The organism is Mesorhizobium sp. M0317 (genome assembly GCF_040321555.1).
Classification (GTDB): Bacteria; Pseudomonadota; Alphaproteobacteria; order Rhizobiales; family Rhizobiaceae; genus Mesorhizobium.
This window is the reverse complement of the sequence record NZ_JAMYRV010000002.1, coordinates 13,507-29,391: the sequence shown is the minus strand read 5'-3', so window position 1 is coordinate 29,391 and position 15,885 is coordinate 13,507. Positions and strand designations below refer to the sequence as shown.

Sequence of the window (15,885 nt, the reverse complement as noted above, 5' to 3'; positions counted from 1 at the left end):
AGCCTCAGTTCGTCACAACGATCCGCGTATTGCCGAAGCCGACTTCCCGCACCATCGCATAGAACATCGCGGCATTGGCGGTGTGCAGCCGCACGCAGCCATGCGATGCCGGACGCCCTAGCTGCCTGACCGCGCCGGTGCCGTGGATGGCGTAGCCGCCATGGAAGAACACCGAGTAAGGCATTGGCGACATGTGGTATTTCTTCGAATACCACATCCGCGCCGTGCGTTGCGGCCGATAGGTGCCGCGCGGCGTGAAATAGCCACTGCGGGCGGTCGACACGCTCCAGCGATAAAGCACCTGGCCGTATTGGCTGACGGTCATGGTCTGCGACGAGACGTCGATGCTAGCCACCAGCGAGGCAGCCCTGCTTTCGATGGACGTGCCAAACAGCATCGCAGCAAAAGCAGCTGCCATGAGAACGATTTTAGTCATGAGATCAAACCCCTTTGATGCCCCTTGCCTGCTCTGTCATCACGGTGTTTTTCATCTTCTTAACGACAGGTGAGTGATCTAACACACACTCCTTGATAAATTCGCCAATCTAAAGCAGCGAATTTGAGCGATTTTCCCGCCATAGTTGCCGCTGCGACACGAAGTTTCGGCGCCAGTGGCGCGATGCTTGCAAAACCACCCCCTTGCCTGCTCAAATCCGGGAATGAACGAACGACTCTTCAAAGCGATAGACGCCCGTGTTGATGACCTGGTCGCACTGACCGCCGACCTGATCCGCTTCCCGACCATCAACCCGCCTGGCGAAGCCTATCGCCCCTGCGCCGAATATATCGGTGCGCGCCTAGCCAGGCTTGGCTTCGAAACCGAATTCATCCGCGCCGAAGGCACGCCCGGCGACACCGACCGCTATCCCCGCGTCAATGTCGTCGCCCGCTTCGACGGCCGCTCGCCTGGGGCCTGTGTCCATTTCAACTCGCACATCGATGTGGTCGAAGCCGGCGAAGGCTGGAGCGTCGATCCCTTTGCCGGGGTGGTGAAGGACGGCAAGATCTACGGCCGCGGCGCCTGCGACATGAAAGGGGGCATGGCCGCCTCGATCATCGCGGCGGAAGCCTTCATGGAGGTTTTCCCCGACTTTCCCGGCGCCATCGAAATTTCGGGCACGGTCGATGAGGAGTCCGGCGGCTTCGGCGGCGTCGCGCATCTGGCGAAGCTTGGCTATTTCTCGAAACCCAAGGTCGACCACGTCATCATCCCCGAGCCGCTGAACAAGGACCGCATCTGTCTTGGCCATCGCGGCGTCTGGTGGGCGGAGATCGAGACCAAGGGCGAGATCGCGCATGGCTCGATGCCGTTCCTCGGCGACAATGCCGTGCGCCACATGGGCGCCGTGCTGCAGGCCTTCGAGGATGAACTTTTTCCGGCGCTCGACCGCAAGGTGACGCGCATGCCTGTCGTGCCCGAAGGCGCAAAGCGCTCGACCATGAACATCAACTCGATCCATGGCGGCCAGACCGAGGATTTCCGCCCCGGCCTGCCCTCACCCAACGTGCCCGACGCTTGCCGGCTGACCATCGACCGCCGCTTCCTGCTCGAGGAGGACCTTGCCACGGTCAAGAGCGAGGTGACCGATATCCTCGACCGGCTGAAACGCGGGCGCAATAAGTTCGACTACGAGATTCGCGACCTGATGGAGGTGCTGCCGCTGATGACCGAGCGCGATGCGCCAGTGGTCAAGGCGGTGGCGCAAGGCATCATGGCGATCTTCGACCGCGAGCCGGATTATGTCATTTCACCAGGTACTTACGACCAGAAACACATCGCCCGCATCGGCCACATCCATGATTGCATCGCCTATGGCCCGGGCATTTTGGATCTCGCCCACCGGCCCGACGAATGGGTCGGTATCTCTGATATGGTGGAGTCGGCCAAGGTGATGGCGATCGGGCTGAATGTGCTGCTCAGGGGCACGGCCGCGGACTGAACCATCGGCTTCGCTGAAAAAACATTCCTCCCCGCGCCGCTGCGGAGCACGAAACGCAATTTACTCCACCTCGAAATCACGCTTCTATCGCACTAGGGTTCGAGCATTTGGGAGTTGCACGATGAAATTGTGGAAAACCATTCTTGCCGCCACGGTGCTGGCACTGGCCGGCAGTCAGGCATTTGCCGCACGCACCGACCTGGTGATCGGCATTCCGCTCGAGCCGCCGCATCTCGATCCGACCGCCGGTGCTGCCGCGGCGATCGACGAAGTGCTCTACGCCAACGTCTTCGAGGGCCTGACCCGCATCGGCCCGAATGGCGAAGTGCTGCCCGACCTCGCCGAGAGCTGGGCCATTTCCGACGATGGCAAGGTCTACACCTTCAAGCTGCGCACCGGCGTCAAATTCCATGACGGCAGCGATTTCGACGCCGGCGACGTGAAGTTCTCGCTCGACCGCGCCCGCGCCGACAATTCCGTAAACGCGCAAAAGGCCCTGTTCGCCGCCATCGATACGGTCGAAGTCGTCGATCCGACGACGGTCAAGGTGACGCTGAAGAACCCGCAGGGGTCGTTCCTCTACAATATGGGCTGGGGCGACGCGGTGATCGTGGCGCCCGAGAGCGCAGACACCAACAAGGAAAAGCCCATCGGCACCGGCCCGTTCAAATTCCAGAGCTGGGCCAAGGGCTCGTCGATCACGCTGGTGAAATCGGACACTTACTGGGGCGCCCCGGTATCCCTCGACAAGGCCGAGTTCCGCATCGTTCCCGACGCTGCTGCCGCCGTGCCGGCGCTGCTCTCCGGCGACATCCAGGCTTTCCCTTTCTTCGATCCCGACAGCGTCGCGCAGGTCAAGGACGATCCGCGCTTCAAGGTGGTGGTCGGCTCGACCGAGGGTGAGACCATTCTGGCGATCAACAACAAGAAGCCGCCTTTCGACAAGCTCGAGGTGCGGCAGGCGATTGCCTTCGCGCTCGACCGCAAGGCGATCATCGACGGCGCCTCGGCCGGCCTCGGCGTGCCGATCGGCTCGCACATGTCGCCCGCCAGCAAGGCCTATGTCGACCTCACCGGCCTCTACCCGCACAATGTCGACAAGGCCAAGGAGTTGCTGAAGCAGGCCGGCCTTGAAAACGGCATCAAGGCGACGCTGAAACTGCCGCCGCCTTCCTACGCACGGCTTGGCGGCGAGATCATCGCCTCGCAGCTGCGCGACGTCGGCATCGACCTCGAAATCATTCCGGTCGAATGGGCGCAGTGGCTGGACCAGGTGTTCACCAAGAAGGATTACGACCTGACCATCGTCTCCCACACCGAGCCCAACGACATCGATATCTACTCGCGCAAGGATTATTACTTCAACTACGACAATCCGGCGTTCGACAAGATCATCGCCGAGCTGAACCTCACCTCCGACGACGCCAAGCGCAACACGCTGCTCGGCGAGGCCCAGAAGATCCTGGCCGACGACGCCGTGGTGGGGTTCCTCTATGAACTGCCGAAGGTCGGCGTCTGGGACGCCAAGCTGCAGGGCCTGTGGGAAAACGCGCCGATCCAGGCGAATGACCTGACCAAGGTGAAGTGGGCGGATTGAGGCGGCGGGCCAAAGGGCGGCGTTTGCGCTCCGGCACACCCCCCTCTGCCCTGCCGGGCATCTCCCCCGCAAGGGGGGAGATCGGGCTATCATCTCCGCTTTCGCCTATCGCGAACGTTGAACGCTGGTCGACGACACGGAAACTGCTGATCTCCCCCCTTGCGGGGGGTGAGGAGTGGTCCGGGCAGCGGACGGAAAGCCAACTGCTTGGCTTTCCGAACAATGAACGCCCGAAGCGACAGCGAAGGGCCGGGTCCGGTAGGACAGAGGGGGGTGTGACAGAACGCTGCCTTTGCTCAGTCATCGCACTTGGCAACGCACCATTCCCGCCGCAATGACCGCCTACCTCCTCAAACGCCTCGCCATCGCGATCGCAACCTTGATCCTGGCGTCGATGGTCGTCTTCGCCGTGCTCGAAATCCTGCCCGGCGACCCGGCGCGGCTGATGCTGGGCCTCAACGCCAGCGCCGAGCAGGTCGAACTCCTGCGCAACCAGATGGGCCTCAACGCGCCGCTTCTCCTGCGCTACCTCCATTGGGTCGGCGGTCTGCTCAGCCTCGATTTCGGCCGCTCCTATACTTATTCGGTGCCGGTCATCGACCTTGTCCGCGAGCGCATGGCGGTTTCCCTGCCGCTGGCGCTGATCGCGCTGACGCTGTCCACCATCATTGCCATTCCGGTCGGGCTCTATTCCGCCAGTCGGCGCGGCCGCGCCGGTGACACGATTGCCATGGGTGCCGCGCAGCTCGGCGTCGCCGTGCCGAACTTCTGGTTCGCGCTGATGCTGATCTACCTCTTTGCCGTCTGGTTGCGGCTGGTGCCGGCCGGCGGCTTTCCCGGCTGGAGCGCCGGCGCCTGGCCGGCGCTGAAATCGCTGCTGCTGCCGGCCATCGCCCTCGCTCTGCCGCAGGCCGCGATCCTGGCGCGCGTTGCCCGCTCCGCGCTGCTCGAGGTGCTGAACGAGGATTATATCCGCACCGCCCGCGCCAAGGGCCTGCCCTATCGCGCCGTACTATGGCGGCACGCGCTGCGCAACGCGATGATCCCGGTTCTGACCATTCTGGGCCTGCAATTCGCCTTCCTGCTCGCCGGCACCATCATCATCGAGAACGTCTTTTATCTGCCTGGTCTGGGACGGCTGGTGTTCCAGGCGATCACTCAGCGCGACCTGATCGTGGTGGAAAGCATCGTCATGCTGCTGGTCGTCGCCGTCATTGCCGTTAACCTCGTTGTCGACGTCTCCTACGCCATCGTCGATCCGCGCCTTCGAGGCCGGCAATGACGCTGCACATCGACATCCCGCAGGAGACGTTGGGCAGCATTCTGGCCAAGGCCTTCCGCAACCGCTCCTTCCTCATCGGCTTCGCCATCACGGTGCTGGTGGCTGCAATAGCGGTCATCTCCTACGTCTGGACGCCCTACGACGTGACCAAACTGGTGATCTCGGACAAGACGCTCGCGCCCTCTGCGGCGCACTGGTTCGGCACCGATCATTTCGGCCGCGACATCCTGTCGATGATCATGGTCGGCGCCCGCAACTCAATTGCCGTGGCGCTGGTCGCGGTCGGCATCGGCATGGGCGTCGGCGTGCCGCTCGGCGCCTTCGCCGCGGCGCGCGGCGGGTTCGTCGACGAGGCGCTGATGCGGCTGAACGACCTTGTCTTCGCCTTTCCGGCGCTTTTGTCGGCGATCATGATCACCGCCATCTTCGGACCGGGCGCCATCAACGCCATCATCGCGATAGGCATCTTCAACATCCCGGTGTTTGCGCGCGTCGCCCGCGCCGGCGCGCTGGCGATCTGGCCACGCGAGTTCATCCTCGCCGCGCGCGCCGCCGGCAAGAGCAAGACGCAGATTACAATCGAGCACGTGCTGCCCAACATCGCCACGCTGCTTCTGGTGCAAGGCACCATCCAGTTCGCGCTCGGCATTTTGGCCGAAGCCGGTCTCTCCTATGTCGGCCTCGGCGCCCAGCCGCCAATGCCGAGCTGGGGCCGCATGCTGTTCGACGCCCAGACGCGCATGGTGGTGGCGCCGTGGATGGCGATCTTCCCCGGCATGGCCATTGTCGTCACCGTGCTTGGGCTCAATCTGCTCGGCGACGGCATCGCCGACATACTCGACCCGAAATCGCGGCGGCAGCGATGAGCCTGCTGCAGATCGAGAACCTGTCGCTGGCGATCGGCGACGCGCCGATCCTGAAAGGGGTCGAGCTCTCCGTCGCGCCCGGCGAGGTGATGGGCCTGGTCGGTGAATCCGGTTCCGGCAAATCGATGACGGCGCTGACGATCATGCAGCTTCTGCCGCATGCGGCGCGCGCCACCGGCCGCGTGACCTTCGACGGCATCGATATTCTGGCCGCAACCGAGGACCAGATGTGCGCGCTGCGTGGGGACGACATCGGCATGGTGTTCCAGGAGCCGATGACGGCGCTCAACCCGGTCAAGACCATCGGCGAGCAAGTCGCCGAAGGCATACGCTGGCACACTAGGGCAAGCCGTGCCGACGCCGAAGACCGCGCGCGCAAAATGCTCGACCGGGTTGGCCTGCCGGAGGCCAAATTCCCGCTGTCGCGCTATCCGCACGAATTGTCGGGCGGCCAGCGCCAGCGCGTCGTCATCGCCATTGCCTGCGCATTGAAACCCAAGCTGCTCATCGCCGACGAGCCGACCACGGCGCTCGACGTGGTGCTGCAGGCGCAGATCCTCGACCTCTTGCGCGGCCTTGTCAGCGAAAACCGAATGGGCCTGCTTCTGATCTCGCACGATCTCGCGGTCGTCACCGAAATGGCCGAACGCATCACCATTCTGCGCAATGGCGAGGTGATGGAAGCCGGCGACACCGCACGCACGCTGTCGGAACAGCTGCATCCCTACACGCGCCAGCTGGCGCTGGCCTCGATGCACGTGCCCGCGCGCGCCAAAGTTCACGCCACCGGCCAGGGCAAACCGCTGCTTGAGGTCGAAGGCGTGACCCGCGACTATCCCGGGCGGCGTACATCCCTGTTCAAACCCGCTCCCCCGATCCGCGCTGTCGACGACGTCTCCTTGTCGCTGGCGCCGGGCCAATCGGTGGCGCTGGTCGGCCGCTCCGGCTGCGGCAAGTCAACGCTTGCCCGCATGATCCTGGCGCTCGACAAATCGACATCGGGAACGATCCGCTTTCGCGGCGAGACCATCACCGGCAAAAGCGAGGCGGAGCTCAAAGCCGCGCGGCGCGACATGCAGGTGGTGTTCCAGGATCCCTACGGCTCTTTCGACCCGCGCCAGAAGGTCGTAAAACTGGTCGCCGAGCCGCTGCATGTACTGGAGACGAAGCCGACACCGGCCGAGCGGCGCGAGATGGTGGCGCATGCGCTGCACGAGGTCGGCCTCGGCACCAGCGACATGGACAAATATCCGCATGAGTTTTCCGGCGGCCAGCGCCAGCGCCTGTCGATCGCCCGCGCCATCATCACCAGGCCGAAGCTGGTCGTCGCCGACGAGCCGGTCTCGGCGCTCGACGTCTCGATCCGCGCCCAGATCCTCGATCTGTTCGCAGAGCTCAACCAGAAGCTCGGCATTGGCTATCTCTTCATCACTCACGATTTGACCGTCGCCCGCGCCATCACCGATGAGGTGCTGGTCATGCATGACGGCAGGATCGTCGAGCGCGGCAAGACCGGCGACGTGCTCGATCATCCGCAGTCGGAGGCGGCCAGGGCGCTGGTCGCGGCTGCGCCCGATCTGCATCGGGCGATCGCTCACCGTATGCAGGAACAGGGGTGAGTGACCGGTTCGCGCAGCGAATTCATCGTGCCAGTGGCACGATGAAAGGTCACGAACGCTGGGACGCTGCGAAGCAGCGGGGACCCGGCCGGGCGGCCGTTGCCCCTGGTCTGCCTCACTCCTCCGGCTTCACCACATCGACCGGGCTGATGTCGAGCAAATCGAGCGTGCGGCGCAACAGCCGCACTTCGCTCTCGGCCAGTTTGGAATCGGCTTTGGCGATCTCCGCCATGTGGAGCGCCAGCAACTTGCGCCGTTCGACATCGAGATCGCGGAACAGCGCCATGGCTTGCGAACCGTTGGTCTCGTAGCCGAAATCATTGAGATATTCGATGACCGCGTCGATGCTGGTTTCCGGGATGCCGAAGGCGTCCTTGCAGATGCGCCGGAAGGCGACCATTTCGCTCTCCGAAACCGAGCCGTCGGCCAGGATCATGCGAAACAGCATCAAGAGTTCCGCCGACAGCACGGGGTCGTCGGCAACCTTGCGCACGCCGGGGTCACCATCGAAGATCGAGCGTATCTGGTCGAGCAATGCCATCGCCAACAGTGTCCCTTTCCCGAGCCCGCCCAGCGCACATGACCCAAAACTGCGCAGCGGTACTGAGATAATGACATGCACCACAGGAAATCCAAGCGCAACGCGCTTGGATGGACGTAGCGCGGAATCGGCCTTGCGCAAACCGGATGGCCATGAGAAGGCGCGGCACCACCTTTCCCGCCGGAATGTTCAGAAAATCCCGATGCTCGACCTCGCTACCCAGACCGTCATCATGCTTGCCTTCGCCGCCTTTGCAGCCGGCTTTGTCGATTCGATAGCCGGCGGCGGCGGGCTGATCACCATCCCGGCCCTGCTGCTTGCCGGCTTCCCGCCCGTCGCAGCACTTGGAACCAACAAGCTGCAGGGCATTTTCGGCACCGCTTCGGCGACCATCCACTACGCCATGAATGGCCATGTCGATCTGCGCCGACAGCTGCCATCGGCGCTTCTGGCCCTTGCCGGCAGTGCCGTCGGCGCCTTGCTGGCGGCATTCGTGCCGGGTGATCTCCTGCGGGCGCTGCTGCCGCTGCTTTTAATCGCCATCGCGATCTACTTCGCCGTGAAACCCAACATGAACGATGTCGACCGCGCCGAGCGCCTGTCGCCCTTCCTGTTCGGGCTGGTCATCGCCCCTTTGGTCGGCTTCTATGACGGGCTGTTCGGGCCGGGAGCCGGCTCCTTCTACATGCTGGCCTTCGTCAGCCTCGCCGGCTTCGGCGTGCTCAAGGCCACGGCACACACCAAGCTGCTCAATTTCGCCTCCAACATTGGCGGCTTCATCGTCTTTGCCGTCGCCGGCGTCGTCTGCTGGAAGATCGGGCTGATGATGGGCGTCGCCCAGTTCCTCGGCGCCCGGCTCGGCGCCAGCCTTGCCATCCGCATCGGCGCCCGGCTGATCAAGCCGCTGCTGGTGATCATCTGCCTGGCTCTGGCGGTGAAGCTGCTGGCCGACCCGGCGAACCCATTGCGCCAGCTGATTGGTGTATAAGCCTCACGCCTGATAGAGTGCCGTTGTACGAATCATGTTGGAGGAGCCAAACCTCCCGCCCAGGAAACGCTGTTTTCCGCCATTTTCCGCATAGACCTTGACCTCCTTCGCCCGTTGTGGGCCTTATCGCCTGTAACAATACGTGTAACATTGGGGTGACGGGGATGATCAAACAGGCCAAGGCCAAACCACACAAAGTGGATGGCGCCTGGTACTTGGTTCGCCGCGTTCCAAAGGAGTTCGCAGAGCTCGATCGGCGCGGCCTGGTCCGCATTTCCACCGGCATAGCCATAGTTGATGATCCGCGCGCCATCCGCGCCGGAAAGATCATCGAGCAGCTGGACAACGAACTCTCCGCCTACTGGCGCGGCATCCGCGACGGCCGGTCGGGTGAAGCCCGGTTGCGCTTCGAGGCGGCACAGGCGCGCGCTCGGGCGCTCAGCCTGCCCTACATGACCAATCAGGAGCTTGCCGACGGGCCGACCGACGACATCATCAAGCGCATAAGGCTGCTGCTCGACCGGAACGCCGTCGAGGACGAGCTCGAGGTTGCGGCCGTGCTGGGAGGCGAGGAGCGACCAACCCTGCGCCTGAGCGGGCTGGTGGACGAATTCAAGGCACTCGAGCAACAGTCCGTGCTCTCCATGTCGCCGAACCAGCAGAAGCGATGGAAGAACCCGCGCGCCAGGGCGGTCAACGACCTTATCGCGATCGCTGGAGATCTCGAGATCCGCGCGCTGACACGCGCCAACGCCATGGCCTATCGCGAAATGTGGCAGAAGCGCATCAAGACAGAAGGCCTCGATATCGGCTCGGCCAACAAGGCGATCGGGGTCATCTCCAAGATGCTCGCCACGGTGGATCGCGCTCACCAGCTTGGACTGCCGCCCGTTTTTAAACAATTGCGCCTCTCGGGTGGGGTGTACCAACAGCGCGACGCCTTCGACATCTCCTACGTTCAGGACGTGCTGCTCAAGGATCGCGCGCTGGAAGGGTTGAATATCGAGGCTCGTCATCTTCTGATGCTGATCGCGGACACTGGTCTGCGCTTGTCGGAGGCAGCTAATCTGCAGGCGCCGACCATTTTGCTCGACCATGCGATACCGCACGTCCAGGTCCGCGCGAACGGACGGCTGCTTAAAACCCCTCACTCGATGCGCGACATACCGTTGGTCGGATGCGCGTTGGCGGTGATGAAACTTCACCCAAACGGCTTTCCGAGATATCGCGACAACAACGGGTCTCTGTCCGCCACAGTAAACAAGTTCCTCGAGCGGCATGGCCTGCTGCCGAGTGACAACCACAGCCTTTATAGCCTTCGGCACACCTTCGAGGATCGCCTTACGGCCGTTGAGACGCCCGAGAAGATTGTCGCCGAGTTGATGGGGCACAAGTGGATCCGCCCGAAATACGGCGCTGGCCCGACGCTCGAGCACAAGCGCGAGTGGCTGCTGAAGATCGCTTTCAAACCGCCGGCGCATCTTTGACGTCCCGCCGCATCATCGCCGTTAGGACCGCCTGGGCCCGGCCGCGCTTGTCCATCTTGGCCCGCTCGATCTCGACCGCGCGCTCCAGATGCTCGAACGTCGGCGCATAGGCCTCTCCGTGGCGCACCACGATGTATGCCGCGACACCAAGGCAGCGCTCGAGTTCGGCAAGGGAGAGATCCAAGCTCACGAGCGATCTCCAGGGAAATGCTTGTCGAGGATCTGCGCGACGGCGCGGCGGTATTTCGCCTCGCAACGCCCGCGATCGATTAGGCGCCACCGCTGCCGCTGCTCGCGCTGGGCATCGTCATGGCAGAGGCAGCGGCCCCGAGCCATGCAATCAGCCAGCGCGTGCGCTTCCGGGTGCGGGTGCGCCAGTTTGGTCATTCAGCGGCTTCCCTGCGCGCATCGTGCCGCGCCAGCGTAGCCAGCCGGCCAGAAACGCTATTGGGCTTCCGGCGCATGATCTTGCCGATTTCAGTGTGGCTTGTGCCCTCCGCAGCGAGCGCCAGCAGCTGCGCGTCCTCGTCGGCCGAGAAGGCTAGGACCGTGCTGCCGTTCCGCACGTAGCTCTGATATTTCAGAGGCGGCAGTACCCTGCGCGCCGTTTTCGGGCTGTCGATGCCGTCCAGTAGGCAATACCAAGAGATTGCGCCCCGGCTGAGGTCCATGCGGCGGCCGATGGCATCGTACGACATGCCCGCCTCGCGCAGATCTGCGACTTGGGCCTTTTGTTCGTCGTTCAGTTTTGACCGCTTGGGCATCACATCGGCCCCGCATAGTTCTCGTTGCGGAGCTCGGGCGGCAGCCAGCCGGTGCCGGGCACGTTCGTGACGCAGTAGGCGACGAGCTCGGCCTTCTTGAGGTTCTCGGCTTTCTTCGCCTCGTCCGCGTTGACGGCCGCCTTGATGGCGGCGATCGCGAACGGCTTCGACACGCTCTGGAAATAGTCCTGAGCGTCGAACGATTTCCGCATCTCGACGTCCAGACGCTTCGGATCGATCGCCGCAGCGATGGCGCCGGCGGCTTTGGCGAATGGGCGCTTCTCGGCGGTCTGCACCGTCAGATCCAGCGCTTGGGCGGCGATCATTGCTCCAACGCGGAACAAAGCGGCGTCGTCCATCGCGGACAGTCGGGCGAGCGCGTCGCCGAACTTCTCCTCGCCCTGGGCGTTGCTTTGGTGCTGGCCCATGCCCTCCGTTCGGACACGGAGGGGGCAGGTTTCGCCGCTGTCGTAGGAATAGCGCTTCGTCAGGAAGGCCGCGAGCAGTGCGACCATGCCCATTCTCGGTTCCTCGAGCAGCGCAGCCCGCGTTGCCAAGGTGGCAGTCACCGATAGGCGGTTGGCGATTGCATTCGACAGCGCTGGGGCTTTCTTGTCGGCCGGCCCTCCCGATGCCGCCCTCTCGGCCGCTTTCGCTGCCTTGGGCTCAACGACGCCATAAACTGTGTTGATCTCGCCGTTGTGATTGATGGCCACGACGGCGCCGGCGCCGGCCATCTGGTCAGCCGACCAGCCCCGGGCTTCTGCGGCCTGCTTGATAGTGTCGATCTCTTGTTCGGCGTCCTGTTGCGCCTCATACGTGCCGCCCGGCTTGTCGACGATCGCCTGCAGCTGCTTAATGCGCTTGGCTTCCGCCTTGTCAGGCTTCCCGGTCGGCGTCAGCTTGGTCCAGTTGTAGTTCCAGTTGTTCGGCAGGGAATCGCCGAACGCCGCCCAACTCCAGCCGGCCGTTTTGAGGGCCTGCAGCTGCTCGGATAGGGCCTCCGTGGCCACCTTTTCGGCAAGCGCGTGGTCGGCGATGATATGTTGCCCGCCGAACAGATCCCTGGTGATCGCACCGCCGGCAGCAAGGTAGCGCTCCTCACCGGCGATCTTCACCCATTTCGCCGCCTCGTTGTTGGTCTGGTTCGCTCCGAAATTTGAGCGGATGACGTGGGCAAAGAGCCGACGTTCCTTCTTGAGGGTGTTGAAAACGCGTTCCTGGTCGGCGATCGACTTGGCAAGGGTGAATGCCCTCACACAGTCGTACGCATCTTGCACGAACACGTCGGGCGACCGCCATGCCTCGAGCACCCTGCGACGCTCAAAGGCATGCTGCGCTCGATCAACATCCGCACCACCCTCGAGGACACCCAGCGGCTCCGTTTCGAGCTCGGCTGACGTCCCCTGGAAGGAGCGAAAAGACGCCCGCCGGCGCTGCGTCGGCGGGCTTATTTATCATCTGCCCCACCCACCGTTTCCAGTCTCCCTACCGACTTAGACCGGTGGGACTCTGTGCGTTGTTGAAGATGGCGGGGATCATCGAATGGCAGCGGTCTATCCTTCCTTCTTTTCTTCTCGTGTCTTTTGCGGAGTTTCCGCTTCGGCAAAGAAATCTAAATATTCCGGTTCGGGCTCTAGATCGCCTTCGTAAGTTATCAATTGCCTCACCATCACGCGCTCAATTCGTGCGTCCATGATAGAATATTCATTGACGGGGCGACCTAGGCCGCCCTCGGCTTGCTTCGTGCCGACAAGTTTGATGATACCAGCATTTTCCCAGGACTGAATTCGAGTTCGAGCCGATTGCGCACCCACCCTAAACACTCGTTGAACGTCTTTGTTAGTGAAAGACGTCCGGTTCAGTCGAAAGATTTGGGATAAAAGACGATCTCCAAATATGGAAGAAATTCGGTCCTTCACATATTGGTCGAGCCCGGCTTCAATGGCGTCCCAAGTGAGCAGGGGCGCAATATCCAAATGCGCATGCATCACATCGTGTTCCCGAACAATGACGTCCATTATTCGAATAACCTCTCGGGGAGAGCGCATCGCGACTTTGACCATCTCTCCTAGAAATTTGCCCTGCTCGACGTCTCCTTGAAAGAGGCCGGCGAGGTCGAACCTATTTTCGGAAAAGTAGCGGACGCGCTGATCCAACATCAGCTTAAAGAATTTGTTGTCCCATGCGACAGTCGCGTGACCTAGTTTGTCTAGCCGAACGGGTAACTCTGAGCCTTCAAAAATCGATCTTACCGCACTCCATAAAAAGAACATCCAGCAAAACCCCTGTGCTTCCATAAGCTGGACGCGAGCCAGCAATGGGTGGACGAGCGCTGCCGACTGGTTTGCAGAATTGTTAGTAGCGGTAGTCTCATCGACTTTGTCGATCAGCACAACGATGCCGGAGAAATCAAAGATCTCGACGAACCTGACCAGATTTCGAATTGTCAGTAGGGCGTCGAACCCTGCTGGGTCTTGCTCTGTCAGGATGTCCCGAATAGGGCCAGAAATTTCTGCCTCGGCTCCCGATTTGCGAGCCAGGATCTCTGCCACTATCCCGATAATTCCGGCGACTTTGCTCCACTGTTTGGAAAGCCATAGCTGACTCTTAGCCGTGAAGGCTTGGTTCAACAGTGCCGTCGCCTCGTGAGCCGAACGCTGACGAGCCGCATCTGGACGGGAGAGATAGAAGTCCCGAAGGACGGAGTAACACAGGCCCTTCTCTTCGTCGTTCATTGCCTCAAGATAGACTTTGCGGTCGTCGTCCTCCAACGAACTTAGCCAAGTCAGCACGCTCTCGACAACATAGAAGGCGGCGTCACGAACAAGGGTTGCCTCCGAAAGATTTACCAGCTGCGACCGGGAAACGACCGAGCTGAAATCGACCAGGTTCACAGCCAGCGGCACCGCTTCGCCGGCGCTCTTTAATTTCCAGAGTTCTTTGAAAATTGTGAGTCGAGTCGCGCTCTTCCCGGCCCCTCTATCCCCAAAGAGTATAAAGGAGGCAGTATTTCTGGCGCGGCTGTCTATCGCCTCGAAATATGGTGGCTTTACCGCGTACTCCGCAATATTCGGCTCCTGCTCAGCCACGTAATGTTCGAATGGATTGCCTTTTAGGCCAAGCGCCTTGACTATTGTCGGCATTGTTTTCCCCCCACTTGGTGGGCACCATACTCTGACATTCGAAAGATTCAATGCATGTGCGATCGCCTCGCGGCGTCGACGGCGGAACGTCGTGTGCGGCCCCGTGGGCTTTCTATTGGTCGAGTTCCCGCGGCTCGTGATCTGGTTGCTCGTGCCACATCACCTGACGGAAATCGCGCTTCTCGACCTGCTGGCCGCAGATCGGGCATGGGTGAAATCGATCGTGCGCGTCCTGCGGTTTGTGTGGCTTGCCGGGCTTAGGCGGTCCAAGGTCGGCTATTCTGGTCATGCTCGACGAACACGATGCCGCAGCAAAAGTCCCGTCAGTTTGGTCTTCTTAGTTGGTGGAAGACATCGCACCAAAAGCGGTAGTCATCTGGTCGACCGTCGAAATGAGCCTCCAAAGCGCAGTGTGCCACGGCGGTCGCCGCTTCCAGCCCATAGAATTCGATCGCAGCTTGAACCGCCTGATCTCAGTCGACGAGATCGGCAATCTTCACAGCTGCAAAATCAGCGCTCTGCATCCCGAGCCTCCGTGGACCAAATATTCCCAACCCCTAATGGGTCGACTATATAACCCCTCATGGCAACACTGCGGTACGACGTAAGGCGGGAACCGGATGGGACGTTGACGGTGTTCGACGTGTTCACCGGGCTGCCGGCTATTGTAGCGGGCCACCCATCTGTCGACCTTCCCGATATGGAGTATGCCGAAGAGCTGGCAGGCATCCTGAATGCCAACGACCTGAAGCAGAGGCTATCTCACGGGAGGTTCCCCGGAGGGTTCGCCTGACTGAGGTGGCGTGACAGGTTTGCCATTCGCCCAACTTCGTACTGCCCATCCAGGATGGTTCGTCCGATTCCGAACAAGCATTTGTTATTGAAATCCCGGCTACGAGGGTTCAACATCCACCTTTCATAGGGGGATGTGGTGGGCGACGTGGTGCCAATCCGCAACGCCACGCCTTGCGTGGAAGTGGTCGGAGCCAGTGGCGAATGGGTCGTCCGCATCATTGAGGCCGACCAGGAAATTACACGCTCATTCGGCTTTGAATCCTTCGCGCTGTCCTTTGCGGAGGGCCAGCGGATACGCCTGCATCTCGACAGAGTTGTGCGGCTTCAGGACCCTCCTGCGGCTGGGTAACCTCAGTGCCTGGTGATGGCCGATTATTCCATGGCTGGTTGCGACGTCTCTGTCGTCCGCCGGCGGACGCAAGGGCGGCTGATGATCGCGACGACTAGCCTAGCCAATCCCCAACGGCTGGGAAGGATCCGGTTCCCGGCGGCGTTCCCTTCGTTCTTCAAGGAACAGCTTGGTGTGTTCGTCCCACTCAAGAGGCGTTGTCCCGTGCTCTTGAACGAACTTTCCAAACTCCTTGCGCAGGTCGGCAAGGTCCAAAACCCAAAGATGCTCACTGCTACCGGGGTTCGACATCGCGTTCACCAATTCCGCCCATTCTCCCGGAACTAAGTTGGCTTTGCGGTTGAACCTTCAAGGTGACAATGCGAGATAATTTGCTCGGTTGCTAATATGCCTATATCTTGGCCAGCGCGGGGGGCCTCATATCTTCCCGCCGTGGCCGGTGCGGTTAAGCCCCCACAAGCACCCCCAACTGCACCGGCCATGCCCAACCGCGGGGTATGGTCTTTGCGCT

16 protein-coding genes and 1 pseudogene are annotated in these 15,885 nt (G+C 61.8%); 9 read left to right on the top strand and 8 right to left on the bottom strand.

Translation table 11 applies throughout. From position 1 onward, the window contains the following. Positions 1–4 precede the first annotated feature (4 nt). Positions 5–436 carry a L,D-transpeptidase gene (locus NKI88_RS02480; protein WP_023681747.1) on the bottom strand — a complete coding sequence of 144 codons (432 nt, stop codon included), beginning with the start codon at positions 434–436 and terminating at the stop codon, positions 5–7. 223 nt (positions 437–659) lie between these two features. Between NKI88_RS02480 and NKI88_RS02475 the strand changes: the two genes are divergently transcribed. From NKI88_RS02475 to NKI88_RS02455, 5 genes are all read left to right on the top strand, one after another. After that, positions 660–1,940, top strand: coding sequence for an acetylornithine deacetylase/succinyl-diaminopimelate desuccinylase family protein (locus NKI88_RS02475; RefSeq protein ID WP_352653661.1), 1,281 nt, complete (start codon positions 660–662; stop codon positions 1,938–1,940). A 121-nt stretch (positions 1,941–2,061) separates the two neighbouring features. Then, the gene (locus tag NKI88_RS02470; protein WP_352653660.1) at positions 2,062–3,537 is read left to right on the top strand and encodes an ABC transporter substrate-binding protein; all 1,476 of its coding nucleotides are present in this window, start codon (positions 2,062–2,064) and stop codon (positions 3,535–3,537) included. A 334-nt stretch (positions 3,538–3,871) separates the two neighbouring features. Further along, a complete protein-coding gene (locus NKI88_RS02465; RefSeq protein ID WP_352497839.1) occupies positions 3,872–4,819 on the top strand; it encodes an ABC transporter permease in 948 nt (315 codons plus the stop codon). Further along, positions 4,816–5,685: an ABC transporter permease gene (locus NKI88_RS02460; RefSeq protein WP_023700306.1), complete on the top strand. Its 870-nt coding sequence runs from the start codon at positions 4,816–4,818 to the stop codon at positions 5,683–5,685. Before NKI88_RS02465 ends, NKI88_RS02460 begins: the two co-directional genes overlap by 4 nt. Next, on the top strand, positions 5,682–7,304 hold the full coding sequence (locus NKI88_RS02455) for an ABC transporter ATP-binding protein (protein ID WP_352653659.1): 1,623 nt from the start codon (positions 5,682–5,684) through the stop codon (positions 7,302–7,304). Before NKI88_RS02460 ends, NKI88_RS02455 begins: the two co-directional genes overlap by 4 nt. A gap of 115 nt (positions 7,305–7,419) precedes the next feature. Here the strand turns inward: NKI88_RS02455 and NKI88_RS02450 are convergent, their stop codons facing one another. Further along, entirely contained in the window at positions 7,420–7,851 is a 432-nt protein-coding gene (locus tag NKI88_RS02450; RefSeq protein WP_023691035.1) for a TerB family tellurite resistance protein, read from the bottom strand. A 196-nt stretch (positions 7,852–8,047) separates the two neighbouring features. Here NKI88_RS02450 and NKI88_RS02445 point away from each other — a divergent pair, with 196 nt between their 5' ends. Continuing rightward, positions 8,048–8,833: a TSUP family transporter gene (locus NKI88_RS02445; RefSeq protein ID WP_023753415.1), complete on the top strand. Its 786-nt coding sequence runs from the start codon at positions 8,048–8,050 to the stop codon at positions 8,831–8,833. A gap of 164 nt (positions 8,834–8,997) precedes the next feature. Continuing rightward, entirely contained in the window at positions 8,998–10,320 is a 1,323-nt protein-coding gene (locus NKI88_RS02440; protein WP_352653658.1) for a tyrosine-type recombinase/integrase, read from the top strand. Here the strand turns inward: NKI88_RS02440 and NKI88_RS02435 are convergent. From NKI88_RS02435 to NKI88_RS31810, 6 genes and pseudogenes are all read right to left on the bottom strand, one after another. Further along, positions 10,298–10,510: a hypothetical protein gene (locus NKI88_RS02435; protein ID WP_352653657.1), complete on the bottom strand. Its 213-nt coding sequence runs from the start codon at positions 10,508–10,510 to the stop codon at positions 10,298–10,300. The genes NKI88_RS02440 and NKI88_RS02435 overlap by 23 nt on opposite strands. Then, complete coding sequence (locus NKI88_RS02430; RefSeq protein ID WP_352653656.1) at positions 10,507–10,707, bottom strand: hypothetical protein; 201 nt, start codon at positions 10,705–10,707, stop codon at positions 10,507–10,509. The genes NKI88_RS02435 and NKI88_RS02430 overlap by 4 nt, the downstream gene beginning before the upstream one ends. Further along, complete coding sequence (locus NKI88_RS02425) at positions 10,704–11,084, bottom strand: helix-turn-helix domain-containing protein (RefSeq protein ID WP_352653655.1); 381 nt, start codon at positions 11,082–11,084, stop codon at positions 10,704–10,706. Before NKI88_RS02425 ends, NKI88_RS02430 begins: the two co-directional genes overlap by 4 nt. Then, positions 11,084–12,397, bottom strand: coding sequence for a hypothetical protein (locus NKI88_RS02420; RefSeq protein ID WP_352653654.1), 1,314 nt, complete (start codon positions 12,395–12,397; stop codon positions 11,084–11,086). The genes NKI88_RS02425 and NKI88_RS02420 overlap by 1 nt, the downstream gene beginning before the upstream one ends. Positions 12,398–12,640: 243 nt before the next feature. Next, on the bottom strand, positions 12,641–14,230 hold the full coding sequence (locus NKI88_RS02415; protein ID WP_352653653.1) for a P-loop ATPase, Sll1717 family: 1,590 nt from the start codon (positions 14,228–14,230) through the stop codon (positions 12,641–12,643). 323 nt (positions 14,231–14,553) lie between these two features. Then, positions 14,554–14,688: pseudogene (locus NKI88_RS31810) on the bottom strand (Y4oE-related protein); the annotation flags it as partial. A gap of 170 nt (positions 14,689–14,858) precedes the next feature. Here NKI88_RS31810 and NKI88_RS02410 point away from each other — a divergent pair. Both NKI88_RS02410 and NKI88_RS02405 read left to right on the top strand, forming a co-directional pair. Beyond that, complete coding sequence (locus NKI88_RS02410; RefSeq protein WP_352653851.1) at positions 14,859–15,023, top strand: hypothetical protein; 165 nt, start codon at positions 14,859–14,861, stop codon at positions 15,021–15,023. Positions 15,024–15,161: 138 nt separating this feature from the next. Then, entirely contained in the window at positions 15,162–15,374 is a 213-nt protein-coding gene (locus NKI88_RS02405; protein WP_352653652.1) for a hypothetical protein, read from the top strand. Positions 15,375–15,885: the final 511 nt, after the last annotated feature.

Bases quoted from the DNA above. Each gene is read 5' to 3' on its own strand.
- NKI88_RS02480 (WP_023681747.1), bottom strand. From the start codon at position 436: ATGACTAAAATCGTTCTCATGGCAGCTGCTTTTGCTGCGATGCTGTTT.
- NKI88_RS02475 (WP_352653661.1), top strand. From the start codon at position 660: ATGAACGAACGACTCTTCAAAGCGATAGACGCCCGTGTTGATGACCTG.
- NKI88_RS02470 (WP_352653660.1), top strand. From the start codon at position 2,062: ATGAAATTGTGGAAAACCATTCTTGCCGCCACGGTGCTGGCACTGGCC.
- NKI88_RS02465 (WP_352497839.1), top strand. From the start codon at position 3,872: ATGACCGCCTACCTCCTCAAACGCCTCGCCATCGCGATCGCAACCTTG.
- NKI88_RS02460 (WP_023700306.1), top strand. From the start codon at position 4,816: ATGACGCTGCACATCGACATCCCGCAGGAGACGTTGGGCAGCATTCTG.
- NKI88_RS02455 (WP_352653659.1), top strand. From the start codon at position 5,682: ATGAGCCTGCTGCAGATCGAGAACCTGTCGCTGGCGATCGGCGACGCG.
- NKI88_RS02445 (WP_023753415.1), top strand. From the start codon at position 8,048: ATGCTCGACCTCGCTACCCAGACCGTCATCATGCTTGCCTTCGCCGCC.
- NKI88_RS02440 (WP_352653658.1), top strand. From the start codon at position 8,998: ATGATCAAACAGGCCAAGGCCAAACCACACAAAGTGGATGGCGCCTGG.
- NKI88_RS02430 (WP_352653656.1), bottom strand. From the start codon at position 10,707: ATGACCAAACTGGCGCACCCGCACCCGGAAGCGCACGCGCTGGCTGAT.
- NKI88_RS02425 (WP_352653655.1), bottom strand. From the start codon at position 11,084: ATGCCCAAGCGGTCAAAACTGAACGACGAACAAAAGGCCCAAGTCGCA.
- NKI88_RS02415 (WP_352653653.1), bottom strand. From the start codon at position 14,230: ATGCCGACAATAGTCAAGGCGCTTGGCCTAAAAGGCAATCCATTCGAA.